Raw genomic sequence first — 13,227 nt, 5'->3', positions numbered from 1 at the left:
TTATCGTTTTTTTAGATAAAGTAACTTTCTTGTAGCTGCCGTTGATTTTGCCCAATCAGCGATTCTAAAACCAATAACCCAGGCTATTTGACCTTCGGAAAGTAATACTTTTACCGCATGTTTTTTCACCACAGGTACTTTCAAATCTATCAAAAAGTCAGAGATTTTCTTGGTATTTTTCATTCCGAGGGGAATAAATCGATCACCTTCTTGCCAGCTGCGGATTTCTAAAGGGAAACTCAAACGCTCTAGGTCGAGCATGGCATTTTGCCGGGTTTTATCTAGAGCCTCTTTGCCTTCCAGTTTGAGAATTTCATACTTCCCCTCAGGTAAAAGAAACTCTATATCACTTTCAGAAATCGAGATGGAGTCAAACTGACTGGGTATCGGTGCCAAAATCAGCCGGTCTCGGTCAAGATTGAGCAAATGGGAAGGGCTTTCAAATAATTTTCCAGAATCGCCAGATTGACAAGTTTCCAAAATATCTTGTGCCTGATCGGAATTGAAACCAAACGGGCGAAGCCAGAAGTAAAGAAGCGATGTTGCTCCAGCCTTCCTCAAAATATCAGTTAACGGAAGGATTTGTAGCCCATCCGAGTCCTGAATTTTTTCAATTTTCCAGCTTTCAAAAAGCACAGCAAAAGCTTTACCTGTGTCTTTCAGTCTAGCGAAACTGTTCAATAAATTTGACTTGGCATCATCAGCGGTAGAGTATAGTGCTGGTAAGCTGATGTGGCGGAGTTTATTTCTCTTATAGTCCGTCTTTTCATTGGAACTGTCCTCTCGCCATTCGATCTGATTTTCGAGTATATATGCTTTGATTTCCTCTCTTGCAAAAGGCAATAGTGGACGAATTAACCAGCCTCTACGCTCTGCCATTCCATAAATCCCTTCTATACCTGTACCTCGAAGAAGGTTAAGGAAAATAGTTTCGATCTGATCGTCCTCATGATGCGCCAAAATGATTCCAGCCAGATTTCGCTCTACTCTTAGTTTTTCAAACCAATCGTAGCGAATCTCTCTGGCTGCCATTTGCGTAGAGATATTTCTCTCTGATGCGAAGGCGTAAGTTTCGGCATGATGAACATGGAATGTTTTCCCAAAGGAATTCGCCCAATTTCTGAGAAAGTTTTCATCCCCGTCGCTTTCCTTTGCCCGTAATTGGAAATTGACATGGGCTATCTCAAAAGGGATTTCCGCTTTGGTAAGAAGATTGCCTAAGCACATACTGTCCATTCCGCCACTGCTTGCCAATAGGTAGGTTTTGGAGGGATCTAAAATAGATTTGTTCCGGATATGCCGGATAAAAGCTTCAACCATTGATCAAAAATATCATTTTCTGCTAATTTTGCCCACATTCGTGCAGCTATGACTACAACCTTATTTCGGATTTCATTTTTCTTAGTGGCTTTTTGCTCCTTTTCATTTTCGTCCCAAGCTCAGGGAAAATCCACGCTGGATATTAACAGGGCTGATGTTTTGATCGGGATCGGTGCAAAAGGCTTTGAGCGGTTGTTGGGCGACGTTGAGATGAAGCATAAGAATACATTGATTTTTTGTGACTCAGCACATTTTTTTAGAGAAGAAAATAAAGCAAGGCTATTCGGTAATGTAAGGATAGTGGATGAGGTAGATCCGGTAAAGACTACGAGTAGGTATGCAGAATACGATGGGAATACTCAGCTTGCCAAGCTTCGGAACAACGTCGTATTTACTAATGATAAAACCACGCTGAAAACGGAATACTTGGATTATGATCGTGCCGGCAATATTGCCTATTATTATAATGACGGGGAAGTAGTCGATTCAGTAAATGTGCTTACGAGCGAGCTCGGTACGTATGAGGTGAGTAATGAGAAAATCACTTTTAAGAATAACGTAGTGCTAGTCAATCCTGACTACACGATGAAAACCAATGATTTGATTTACCTCACTATTCCAAAGACTGCAGAGACAAAAGGATTGACCAATTTAATTTCAAAAGAAGGGAATACTCTCGATGCCCAGAACGGTAGTTTTTATGATACTCAGGCGAAAAAGTTTAGGTTTTACGATGGGGTGGTAGAGACAGAAACTAGCCGAATAAAAGCCCAAGAGTTGTTCTACAGTGAGCTGGATGCATATTACGAGGGGATAGAAGATGTGAGTATACTCAATAAAGAACGGCAAGTAGAGGTTTTCGGGGAAGTTGGGGAGTATTGGGAGGAGCGCAAATATAGCTTGGTACACGGGAATGCCTTAGTCAGAAGGTATTTTGAAAAAGACACCCTATATATGGCTTCTGACTCCTTGATCTCACAAGATGGTGAGGTGGATTCTATGAAATATTTACTGGCTTTCCGGTCTGTAAAGTTGGTAAAATCAGATTTGTCAGGAGTGGCAGATTCATTGGTTTATAATTTTTCTGACTCATCCATTCAGCTTTTCAAAGATCCTGTGATGTGGAACCAGAAAAGTCAGATTACTGCCGATAGCATGGTGTTTTACATAGCTAATGAGGAGCTGGATCGTGTGTTTATGAAGGACAAAGTATTTGTTATCACTCAGGATACGATAAGGAACTTCAACCAGATGAAAGGCAGGACGATGGTTGGCTATTTTGAAAATGGTCAAATGGACAAGATTGATATTGATGGAAATGGAGAGTCGCTTTACTTTGTGTTGCAAGCAGACACTATTTCCCAGGGAATTAATAAAACCCTGAGCGCGAATATTAAACTCAGATTTAAAGATGGCACTATTCAGCGCGTAACTTACGGTATAAAACCCGACGGGAAATTTACCCCTTTTCAACTCATCAATGAGGAGAATTCCAGACTCGAAGGTTTCAGTTGGAGGTTTGAAGAAAAACCCACCATGGAGGATATATATGCCTGGAGAAAACCCGAAGAAATCGACCCGAATGCAGAAAATTTATTTAATCTTCCAGAGGTAGAATTGATTTTACCAACAGATGAAGAAATCCTAAAATCACTAGAAAAACGCGGTTGGAAACCAGAAAAACAGAGTCCATAACCATTTTTGTGGTATGAGGACAGTGGGTAACGTGTTGAAGGCGAAAAAATTACATAAAGGTTAACAGATTTTAACCGCATTTTTCACAGATTACATAGCCATTGGCTTACTTTTGTCCGTATATTGAATATAGTTACAAATACTGAAAGCATATCGATTAAAACTCTACATGAAACGATCACTCATATTTTTTACGTGGCTTTGGCTGTTGGTTCCCGTTATAGCGGAAGCCCAACAAGTGCGTGTGCTGAGTGATGGTATTGAATTTAGAGGGGATTTGGGCTCTACCCAACGTAAAACAATAATCCTGCAAAACGAAACTAACCAAGTCAAAACATATCTTCTGAAAACTCTTCGTGGCAATATTGGCTCTTCTCAGAAAGTAAGACTTTGTATCGGAGATCAGTGCTACGATCCGAAAAAAGAGCTTGCGAAAATTAAATTGACCTTGGAACCTGGCGAATTGTTGACTGACTTGTATCTGGAATTTGATATGGGAATAGCTGAAACGAAAGGATCTTTTGATTTATCTTTTGTAAATGAGAGCAATTTAAGAGACCTTTTTGTCGTTGAAGCTAGGTATGAAGTAGATGATCCAGCAATAAAAGTAAATGAGTTTGATTATAAGGATATCGTGCTTAGTGACGTCTATCCAAACCCTAGTGTGAGAACAGCTCAGCTAGATTACAACTTCAAAAATCAGTCTGTTAAGGCAAGAATTGCAATAAACAGCTTCATTGGGAATCCCATAGCAGATTATGAACTTGATCCAGAAAGAAACTCCTTGGTAATAAATGTGTCTGATTTTAACCCTGGGATTTATTTCTACACCCTTTTCTTGGACAATAAGAATATTGTGACCAAGAAGCTCTTCGTCAAGAAGTAAGACTTGACTTCACAGCAATCATCCATTTGAATCCGAATAATTATCCCGTATATTTGCGGTCTTGAAAATGAAAATGCGCGTACAATCCATTCTACTATTAATCATTATACTTGCTGCAAGTTCCTGTGGTCCATTCAACAAGCTTGAGAAAAGCACAAACTGGGAGGAGCTTTATGCGGGTGCAAACAAATATTATCAGGAAGGAGAATATAATAAAGCTATTATCCTTTATGATAAGGTGTTACCTGTGATTAGAGGAAGTGAAAAGGCTGAGTTGGCGGATTATAATTATGCCAATTGTCATTTCAAGACTAAGAGATATATCGAGGCTGCTGGCTATTTCAGCAATTTCTACAGAACCTATAATAGAAGCCCATTGGCAGAAGAGGCGTTATTTATGAACGCTTATTCTCTTTACCTTGATGCTCCTGATGCTAATCTTGACCAGCAAAGTTCTCGAGAAGCAGTGGCTGCGATTCAGCAGTTTGTCACCAAGTTCCCTGCGTCAGCTAGCTATGAGCGGGCAATGGAAATGCTTGTTGATTTGCAAGGTAGATTTGAACAGAAAGCCTACATGGAGTCGTCTATGTACTATAGACTTAAAGACGGCTTGTATCCTGGTGATTTCTATCGAGCATGCATTATTAACTTTCAGAATTTCACAAAGGATTACCCTGAAAGCGAGCATAATGAAGAGCTTGCTTACAAACTTGTGGAAGTAAGTACTGGATATGCCGAGAATAGCGCATTCCTCAAAAAAGAGGAGAGGTTAAAAGATGCTTTAGGTTTTGCGACTACATTTTATCGCAAGTACCCAACCAGCCCTTATACTGGTAAAGTGAAAGAAATAGAAGAGCAAGCAAAAGAAGAGTTGGCTTCTCACGCTGTTCTTCAAAAAGAATATGCTGAACGATTAGCTGAGCAAAAAGCAAAAGCATTAGAGGTCAAACCTTTAGAAAAAGTAGAAATTAAATAGAACTATAATCAAATAAGAATATGGCAGTTAATCCATCCATCATTACTAGAGATCTTGATAAAATCGCTAATAAGACAGGAAATATTTATGAGTCTCTTCATGTAATAGGGCAGCGATCAAAGCAAATTTCTAACACCTTGAAGGAAGAGTTGAATATCAAGCTTTCTGAGTTTGCTTCTACTGTTGATAATTTGGAAGAGGTATTTGAAAACAAGGAGCAAATTGAAATCTCCAAGTTTTACGAAAGAATGCCTAAGCCTAGCGCTTTAGCGTTGGAGGAATTCATGGAAGATAAAATATATCACAGACTTCCAGAGGAACCAGCAGGCGAATAATTTTATGAGCCTCAGGGGTAAGAAAATTATATTAGGTGTGACGGGTAGCATTTCTGCTTACAAGTCCGCGATTCTTACTCGTTTACTAATCAAAGCGGGAGCAGAAGTGCAAATCATTATGAGCACTTCTGCTTTTGACTTTATTACTCCGCTCACCTTAGCTACACTTTCCAAGAGACCTGTTTTAAGCCAATTTCAGAAGGACGAAACGGGAGTTTGGAATAATCATGTGGAGCTAGGGCTTTGGGCTGATTTATTTTTGGTTGCACCCATAAGTGCTAATACTTTGGCGAAATTTGCCAACGGTATCTGTGACAATCTCCTTTCTGCTACCTATCTATCTGCCAGATGCCCTGTCATGGTAGCTCCGGCGATGGATCTGGACATGTATCAGCATCCTTCGGTACATTCAAATATTGAGAAATTAGAGTCCTTCGGAAATGCAATCCTTGATGCTGAATCAGGCGAGTTGGCGAGTGGACTATCTGGTCAAGGTCGGATGATGGAGCCAGAGCATATTCTTGCAAAAGTCGAGGAGTTTTTTGCGATCAAGACTGACTTCAATGGGAAGAAAGTAATGATCACCATGGGACCAACGCAAGAGGCACTAGATCCAGTGAGATACATTAGCAATCACTCCAGTGGTAAAATGGGGCTTGCTTTGGCAAATACTTTTCTTTCCAGAGGAGCAGAAGTCTTTGTGTTTTCGGGACCGATTTCTTTGAGAGTAAATAAAAATAGCTTTCATTGGCAGGATGTGAAATCAGCTAAAGAAATGTACATGGCTTCTTCCGAGATTCATGATCAAATGGACATATGCGTTTTTGCAGCTGCTGTGGCAGACTATGCTCCAGCGGAAATTTATCCTGAGAAAATTAAGAAAAGCGATTCTACACTTTCGATAGATTTGGTGAAAAATGTAGACATCGCAGCAAAGCTCGGAGCTAAGAAAAAGCATAACCAAGTACATATTGGCTTTGCTTTGGAAACAGAGAATGAAGCTGAAAATGCACGGAGGAAGCTTACCAAGAAGAATTTTGACATGATTGTACTTAATTCAATGAAAGAGTCTGGAGCAGGATTTCAACTGGATACAAATAAAGTGCATATTTTTCATGCCTCTGGATTAACGGTTGAATCCGACATTGCTCCAAAAAATCAAATTGCCAGTCTGATAGTAGATCAAATCAAAAATATCCCGGTTTGGATTTGAGCATAGATATATCCTTATTTTTAAGACTATGAAAAAAGGAATTTTCCTATTACTCCTCATTTGCTACCCACTCATTGGCTTTTCTCAGGAGCTGAATTTCACAGTCACCATCAACAGCGAGCGAGCCAGAATCCAGAATACAGATGTGTTTAGCCAGATGAAGACCAGCTTTGAGCAATTTCTCAACGGTAGATCCTGGACTACTGATGAATTTCGTCCTGAAGAACGAATAAAAGGAAATCTTCTCATCACGATCAATGACGTTCCACAGGTTGGAACCTATACTGCCACTGTGCAGATACAGACTGTTAGACCTGTTTATGGTACAAATTATGAAAGCCTGGTTTTTAATTTTGCCGATAGGAACTGGAGTTTTGATTACATAGAATCTCAGCCATTGGAGTTCAATAGGTTTACATTTTTGAACAATATCAGCTCTTTATTGGCATTCTATGCACATATCGCATTAGGCTTGGATTATGATACGTTCGAAAATCGTGGAGGTGATGAATTCTTTGCGGCAGCAAATGATATAGTAAATAACGCACAGCAATCAGGCAGACCTGGTTGGGTGCAAAGTTCCTCTGATCGTAGAAACCGCTATGCCTTAACTAATGATATTTATACATCTTCGGTCTTTTCTGTCATTCGAGATGCCTATTATTTATATCACCGTCAAGGCCTTGATATTCTTCAGATTCGTCCTGATGAGGCATATGGTAATATGCTAGAAGCACTTCGGATTTTGGCTGAAGCCAATAGAACCCAGCCCAATGGAATATTTACCATTGCATTTATGGATGCAAAAAGCGACGAGATTGCGTCGGTTATGAAAAATGCTTCTCTTGAGATCCGGACGGAAATTGTGGAGCTGCTTTTGGAAGTTGACCCAAACAATGCAAGAAAGTACAATGAGCTGCTGAAAAGTTAAGCTCGATTTTTTAGTTTTGCCCAAACGAATTCTTTACCCATGCTCAAATCTCTTAGCATTTCCAATTATGCTCTGATTGACCAGCTGCACATGCAGCCAAGTCCAGGACTAAGTATGATAACCGGCGAAACTGGCGCCGGTAAATCCATTATGCTTGGTGCTGTAGGTTTGCTCTTAGGAAATAGATCTGATACTAAAGTATTGCTACATGATGATAAAAAGTGCGTCATCGAAGGAATGTTCGATATAGCTAATTATGGATTGAAAGAATTCTTTGATCAGGCTGAATTGGACTACGAACCTACCTGTATCATAAGAAGAGAGATCAGCCCGGCTGGAAAATCCCGTTCATTCGTGAATGACACCCCCGTCCTGTTGGACGCTTTGAAGACGCTGGGAGGCTTTTTGATGGATGTACATTCCCAGCACGATACATTGCAGCTGGGCGAGGGGAGCTATCAGCTGAGTTTGATTGATGCATTTGCTCAGACCCAGGAAGAATTTAAAAAATACAGAGCTGATTTCAAGTCCTTTCAAAAAGCAAATAGGACTTTCAATGAGCTAAGCAAAAAAGCTATTGAGCTACAAAAAGAAGCTGATTTCAATCAATTCCAATTAGAGGAATTGAGTGTTTTAGGCCTGAAAGAGAATGAACAAGCTGAACTGGAATCAATTCAGGAAGTCCTTGAGAATGCGGAGGAAATTAAACTAAAGATCAATGAGATGCTTAATCTTTTTCAGGATGAGCAGTTTGGGATCACGCAAGGAATGTCTCAAGTCCAGCACGGAATGCAATCTTTGGAGCGATTGGCTCATGTGTTTGCTTCCTTAAAAGAGCGGTTTCAAGCGGTAAATATTGAATTGAAAGATATTGAACAGACGCTGGGAGATGAAGATAGCAGGGTGGAAGTGGATTTTGAGCGCTTGGATGAAATCAGAGATAGACTGAGCAAAATTTATCAACTTCAGAAAAAGCACGGTGTAGCTTCTGTGGAAGAATTGATGGAGTTAGAAAGAGAGCTTGCGGATAAAGTTTTTCAGGTTCAGAATTTGGACGAAACCCTAGCAAAAGCTAAGCAAGAGCTTGAAGAGAGTAAGGAACAAGTGGCGAGTACGGGCAAAGCTCTAAGTAAAAAAAGACAAGGAAGCTTCAAGGATTTCCAAAGCTCACTTGAAAGCTTACTTGCTGGACTTGGTATGGAGAATTCCAAAGTCGTCATGGAGCATAAATCCATCGAACCATCCTCGAATGGAATGGATGAGATAGAATTGCTCTTTTCTGCGAATAAAGGATCTGCACCACAGCCGTTGAAAAAAGTGGCCTCTGGCGGTGAATTTTCCAGGTTACTCTTTGCAATCAAATACCTGATGGCAGATAAAATGGCGATGCCTACCTTGATCTTTGATGAGATTGATTCGGGGATTTCTGGTGAAGTAGCCTTGAAGATGGTAGGGATGATGCAGGAGATTTCTAAGAAGCATCAGGTTATTTGCATTACGCATTTGCCTCAGGTAGCTGGGCAGGGAGATATTCATTATTTTGTTTACAAGGATAATTCTTCAGAGAAAACAGTAAGTAAAATTAAACTTCTTGAAAAAGAAGAACGTGTGCTGGAGCTTGCCAAAATGATTTCAGGCGCTTCACCATCTTCCTCGGCTATAGAAAGTGCCAAGGAGTTATTACGTCGGTAATTCGTGCATTCCATCAATTTCGGGGCTTGAATGATTATTTTTTCCTATTTTTGGGCAATATTTTTGAAAATAACCCCCCTAGCTATATGCCAGATAATTTGCTAAAAGGAAAACTGGGAATCATTACCGGTGCTCTTGATGAGAACTCAATTGCGTGGAAAACAGCGCTCAAAGCTAAAGAGCAAGGAGCAAAATTTGTGTTGACCAATGCGCCAATTGCTATGAGAATGGGTGCTATCAATGACCTTGCAAAGGAATGTGACGCCATCGTGATTCCTGCGGATGCTACGAGCACGGAAGATATCGAAAAGCTCTACGCTGAAGCAAAAGAGTATCTTGGAGGAAACTTTGATTTTCTTTTGCATTCCATCGGAATGTCTCCGAACATCAGGAAGGGAAGATCTTATGGTGATCTGAACTATGACTGGGCGATGAAGTCATATGATGTGTCGGCTGTCTCTTTTCACAAGATGATGCAAGTAGCTGAAAAACAAGATGTCATGAATGAGTGGGGATCGATTGTAGGTCTATCTTACATTGCCGCTCAGAAAGTATTTCCTTTTTATACAGATATGGCTGACGCCAAAGCTTTGCTTGAGAGCATCGCACGTGGATATGGCTATAGATTTGGAAAGTTGAAGAAAGTAAGGGTAAATACAATCTCTCAATCACCTACTAAAACCACAGCTGGAACTGGAATTGGCGGATTTGATTCGTTTTACAATTTCGCTGAATCACTTTCTCCTCTGGGAAATGCATCAGCGGAAGCTTGTGCAGAATATATCGTAACCATGTTCTCCGACTATACTAGATTAGTAACAATGCAAAACCTTTTTCATGATGGCGGATATTCTTTCACTGGAATTTCTGAAGATATCATGGAAAAGTTCAAGGATTTATAAACACCACCAACAATCCTTATTAAAGCCCTTTGGAATTCCCTTAGGGCTTTTTTGTGTTTGCTGTTCATCTATTTTTGATTTTTTGTTGTGACTTTTTAGCTTAACTTATTGGTCTTAATAAGATCGTCACCTATGAAAAAAAGAATTTTACTCCTTGCTATTTTTAGCTTTTATCTTTCTCTTCCATCTTTTTCCCAAATAGAATCTGCTCCAGACCGTGACGAGGGAGATGGGCAATATGGACGATTGATTTTGAGAGGAGTGATCCTGATTGACGGTACAGGAGCACCACCTGTGGGGCCAGTGGATATTGTGGTAGAGAAGGATAGAATAGCTCAAATTCAGGTAGTCGGCTATCCTGGAATGCCAATCAACGAAAATCGTCGACCAAAAGCAGGTCCGGATGATAAGGTTTATGAATTGGAAGGCCACTATTTGCTCCCGGGTTTTATAGACTCCCACGGACATATCGGTGGGCAAGGACAGGGAACGCCTGCGGAATATGTATTTAAGCTATGGATGGCACATGGTATCACCACTATTCGAGATCCATCTGCGGGGAATGGATTGGACTGGGTGCTGGATCAGAAGAAAAGATCAGCGGCAAATGAAATTACCGCACCAAGGATATTGGCCTATACCAGTTTCGGTCAAGGGGCAAAAGCTCCAATAACCACAGCAGAGCAAGCAAAAGCATGGGTAACTCAAAATGCCATTAATGGAGCTGATGGGATCAAATTTTTTGGAGCTAATCCAGAAGTGATGGAAGCTGCGATATCAGAAAATAAGAGAATTGGTCTTCGCTCTGCTATGCATCATCAGCAATTGGATGTAGCTCGTTGGAATGTGATGAATTCTGCAAAAGCGGGTTTGACTTCCATGGAGCATTGGTACGGTTTGCCTGAGGCGCTGTTCGAAAACCGTACGATTCAGGATTTTAGATTGGATTATAATTACCAAAATGAGCAGCATCGCTTTGGTGAGGCGGGCAAACTATGGAAGCAAGCGGCCATACCCGGTTCAGATCATTGGAATAAAGTGATGGATGAATTGCTGGCACTTGATTTCACTTTGGATCCTACATTTAATATCTATGAGGCCAATCGCGATATGATGCGGGCACGTACAGCCGAGTGGCATGATGTCTATACTCTTCCATCACTTTGGAGGTTCTATGCACCAAGTCGGCAGTCTCACGGTTCATACTGGTTTGACTGGACTACAGAGGAGGAAGTTCAGTGGAAAGAAAACTATCGCCTTTGGATGACTTTTGTAAATGAATACAAAAACAAAGGGGGAAGAGTAACAGCGGGATCTGATTCAGGCTTTATCTATCAGCTCTATGGGTTTGCATACATACGTGAACTGGAACTGCTCCGAGAGGCGGGTTTTCATCCTCTCGAAGTTCTTCGTTCTGCGACACTTTATGGAGCAGAGTTGCTAGGTATGGAAAAGGAGATCGGTTCGGTGGAAGTTGGGAAATTGGCGGATTTTGTAATTCTAGAGGAGAATCCATTGCAGAATCTAAAAGTTCTCTATGGAACGGGTGCGATCAGAATTGATGAAAATAATAAACCAACACGAGTGGGTGGCGTAAAATACACAGTGAAGGACGGAATAGTCTATGATGCCAAAAAGCTTTTGGAAGATGTGAAAGCGATAGTGGATAAGCAAAAAGCAGAGGAAGGATATACCATCACCCAGCCAGGTTTAGATTGGTAAACAAAAATTGAATTTTGAATAAAGTGGTCTCTGCCAGTTCAATTTTGTATTGGCAGATGACTCAAAAACAACTAATAGAATGCCCCAAATCAATGTAAACGGAGTTGATATTTTCTATACGGAACAAGGAAATGGGGAGGAAACGATTGTCTTTTCACATGGCTTGCTCTGGAGTCATAAGATGTTCGGTGCTCAAATAGAATTTCTTCAAACTCGGTTTCGCGTGATTGCTTATGACCATAGAGGACAAGGCCAAAGTGAAGTCTCGGGGCCTTTTGATATGGATACGCTTTCCGAAGATGCAGCGGAATTGATCAAAGAATTGTGCGATGGGCCAGTGCATTTTGCGGGGCTCTCTATGGGAGGATTTATAGGGATGAGGCTTGCATCTAGATTTCCTGAATTGATAAAAAGTCTTATTCTGATGGAAACTTCTGCTAATGCGGAACCTGTAGAAAACATACCTAAATACAAAACCCTCAATGGAATTGTGAAATGGGTGGGAATAATCCCGCCTGTGGCAAGCAAGGTGATGAAAATTATGTTTGCTGAAAGCTGGCTAATTGACCCACTAAATTCTGAGAAAATTGACTTTTGGAAGTCTGAATTGAAAGCAAATAAAAGAAATGTCACAGGAGCTGTCGATGGTGTGATATATAGGAAAGGAATTGAAAATGAGCTTGGAGGAATCACTTGCCCTACTATGGTGATAGTGGGGGATGAGGACGTAGCGACTACTCCACTAAAAGCAAAGTTCATCCAGATGAGCATACGCAAGGCAAAATTGCATAGAATACCAGGTGCCGGACACAGTAGTTGTATCGAGAAACCCAAAGAGATCAATCGGTTGATAGGAGATTGGTTGATTGAGAGAGGTTGATATTTTTTTAAATGATGACTTGTCAATTTTTGTAATTGGAATTTATTTGACTTTTAGAGACTCTTTCAAGGGACAAATATCTTTTTTCAATAAAGTTTTTTAAATCGGAAACCTTTCCTTCAATTTAAATGTATATACATTAAATACAATAACAAGGAAATGGGGAAAATCGAAGATGCGATCCAGCAAAAGGAATTTAAGGATCCGTTCAACAAGTTGGTGGTAAATATTCTTTACACGCAGAGTTATTTGGCAACTGCTCAAAATAGCCTTTTCAAGCCTTATGCTATTTCACCTGAGCAATACAATGTATTGAGAATTTTGAAAGGCCAGGCAGGTATTCCTACGACAGTTTCTTCTATTCAAGATCGAATGCTAAATAAGATGTCTAACGCAAGTCGGTTGGTCGAAAAGCTTAAAAGTAAGGAGCTTGTCATTCGTACAGAATGTCCCAATGATAGAAGACAGGTTGATATCTTAATCACTCAGAAAGGTCTGGATCTGCTTCAGGATCTACGACCTCAAGTGGAAGAGGCAAATAGGGATTTTATCAATTTGAATCTTGAAGAAATAGAGACTCTGAATGATCTATTAGATAAGATGAGAGGCTAAAAATTTTTAAAAATATATATGTATATACATTTAATAGTAATACAATATGTATGCTTTTTTTCC

General features: G+C 40.3%; 12 protein-coding genes. 11 read left to right on the top strand and 1 reads right to left on the bottom strand.

Features of this window, described 5'->3' with window-relative positions; all coding sequences use genetic code 11:
• On the bottom strand, positions 1-1,320 hold the full coding sequence (gene tilS, locus BVH04_RS07210) for a tRNA lysidine(34) synthetase TilS (protein WP_086540804.1): 1,320 nt from the start codon (positions 1,318-1,320) through the stop codon (positions 1-3).
• Between the two features lie 48 nt (positions 1,321-1,368).
• Here tilS and BVH04_RS07205 point away from each other — a divergent pair, with 48 nt between their 5' ends.
• From BVH04_RS07205 to BVH04_RS07155, 11 genes are all read left to right on the top strand, one after another.
• Positions 1,369-3,015 carry an OstA-like protein gene (locus BVH04_RS07205; protein WP_086540803.1) on the top strand — a complete coding sequence of 549 codons (1,647 nt, stop codon included), beginning with the start codon at positions 1,369-1,371 and terminating at the stop codon, positions 3,013-3,015.
• 169 nt (positions 3,016-3,184) lie between these two features.
• Complete coding sequence (locus tag BVH04_RS07200) at positions 3,185-3,901, top strand: T9SS type A sorting domain-containing protein (protein ID WP_086540802.1); 717 nt, start codon at positions 3,185-3,187, stop codon at positions 3,899-3,901.
• Positions 3,902-3,968: 67 nt separating this feature from the next.
• Positions 3,969-4,877: an outer membrane protein assembly factor BamD gene (locus BVH04_RS07195; RefSeq protein ID WP_169714380.1), complete on the top strand. Its 909-nt coding sequence runs from the start codon at positions 3,969-3,971 to the stop codon at positions 4,875-4,877.
• Between the two features lie 20 nt (positions 4,878-4,897).
• A complete protein-coding gene (locus BVH04_RS07190; RefSeq protein ID WP_086540801.1) occupies positions 4,898-5,212 on the top strand; it encodes a DNA-directed RNA polymerase subunit omega in 315 nt (104 codons plus the stop codon).
• A gap of 4 nt (positions 5,213-5,216) precedes the next feature.
• Positions 5,217-6,425, top strand: a complete 1,209-nt coding sequence (coaBC, locus tag BVH04_RS07185; RefSeq protein WP_086540800.1) for a bifunctional phosphopantothenoylcysteine decarboxylase/phosphopantothenate--cysteine ligase CoaBC — start codon at positions 5,217-5,219, stop codon at positions 6,423-6,425.
• 28 nt (positions 6,426-6,453) lie between these two features.
• Positions 6,454-7,356, top strand: a complete 903-nt coding sequence (porD, locus tag BVH04_RS07180; protein WP_086540799.1) for a type IX secretion system protein PorD — start codon at positions 6,454-6,456, stop codon at positions 7,354-7,356.
• Between the two features lie 39 nt (positions 7,357-7,395).
• A complete protein-coding gene (gene recN / locus BVH04_RS07175; protein ID WP_086540798.1) occupies positions 7,396-9,048 on the top strand; it encodes a DNA repair protein RecN in 1,653 nt (550 codons plus the stop codon).
• A gap of 86 nt (positions 9,049-9,134) precedes the next feature.
• Positions 9,135-9,950 carry an enoyl-ACP reductase FabI gene (locus tag BVH04_RS07170; RefSeq protein WP_086540832.1) on the top strand — a complete coding sequence of 272 codons (816 nt, stop codon included), beginning with the start codon at positions 9,135-9,137 and terminating at the stop codon, positions 9,948-9,950.
• Between the two features lie 132 nt (positions 9,951-10,082).
• A complete protein-coding gene (locus BVH04_RS07165; RefSeq protein WP_086540797.1) occupies positions 10,083-11,672 on the top strand; it encodes an amidohydrolase family protein in 1,590 nt (529 codons plus the stop codon).
• A gap of 79 nt (positions 11,673-11,751) precedes the next feature.
• The gene (locus BVH04_RS07160) at positions 11,752-12,552 is read left to right on the top strand and encodes an alpha/beta fold hydrolase (protein ID WP_086540796.1); all 801 of its coding nucleotides are present in this window, start codon (positions 11,752-11,754) and stop codon (positions 12,550-12,552) included.
• A 159-nt stretch (positions 12,553-12,711) separates the two neighbouring features.
• Positions 12,712-13,164: a MarR family winged helix-turn-helix transcriptional regulator gene (locus BVH04_RS07155; RefSeq protein WP_086540795.1), complete on the top strand. Its 453-nt coding sequence runs from the start codon at positions 12,712-12,714 to the stop codon at positions 13,162-13,164.
• Positions 13,165-13,227 lie beyond the last annotated feature (63 nt).

The organism is Algoriphagus antarcticus (genome assembly GCF_002150685.1).
Taxonomy (GTDB): domain Bacteria; phylum Bacteroidota; class Bacteroidia; order Cytophagales; family Cyclobacteriaceae; genus Algoriphagus; species Algoriphagus antarcticus.
The sequence above is the reverse complement of the archived record's forward strand: the minus strand, read 5'-3'. Positions and strand labels throughout refer to the sequence as shown.

Coding starts and splice junctions, on each gene's coding strand:
- tilS (WP_086540804.1), bottom strand. CDS start 1,320: ATGGTTGAAGCTTTTATCCGGCATATCCGGAACAAATCTATTTTAGAT.
- BVH04_RS07205 (WP_086540803.1), top strand. CDS start 1,369: ATGACTACAACCTTATTTCGGATTTCATTTTTCTTAGTGGCTTTTTGC.
- BVH04_RS07200 (WP_086540802.1), top strand. CDS start 3,185: ATGAAACGATCACTCATATTTTTTACGTGGCTTTGGCTGTTGGTTCCC.
- BVH04_RS07195 (WP_169714380.1), top strand. CDS start 3,969: ATGAAAATGCGCGTACAATCCATTCTACTATTAATCATTATACTTGCT.
- BVH04_RS07190 (WP_086540801.1), top strand. CDS start 4,898: ATGGCAGTTAATCCATCCATCATTACTAGAGATCTTGATAAAATCGCT.
- coaBC (WP_086540800.1), top strand. CDS start 5,217: ATGAGCCTCAGGGGTAAGAAAATTATATTAGGTGTGACGGGTAGCATT.
- porD (WP_086540799.1), top strand. CDS start 6,454: ATGAAAAAAGGAATTTTCCTATTACTCCTCATTTGCTACCCACTCATT.
- recN (WP_086540798.1), top strand. CDS start 7,396: ATGCTCAAATCTCTTAGCATTTCCAATTATGCTCTGATTGACCAGCTG.
- BVH04_RS07170 (WP_086540832.1), top strand. CDS start 9,135: ATGCCAGATAATTTGCTAAAAGGAAAACTGGGAATCATTACCGGTGCT.
- BVH04_RS07165 (WP_086540797.1), top strand. CDS start 10,083: ATGAAAAAAAGAATTTTACTCCTTGCTATTTTTAGCTTTTATCTTTCT.
- BVH04_RS07160 (WP_086540796.1), top strand. CDS start 11,752: ATGCCCCAAATCAATGTAAACGGAGTTGATATTTTCTATACGGAACAA.
- BVH04_RS07155 (WP_086540795.1), top strand. CDS start 12,712: ATGGGGAAAATCGAAGATGCGATCCAGCAAAAGGAATTTAAGGATCCG.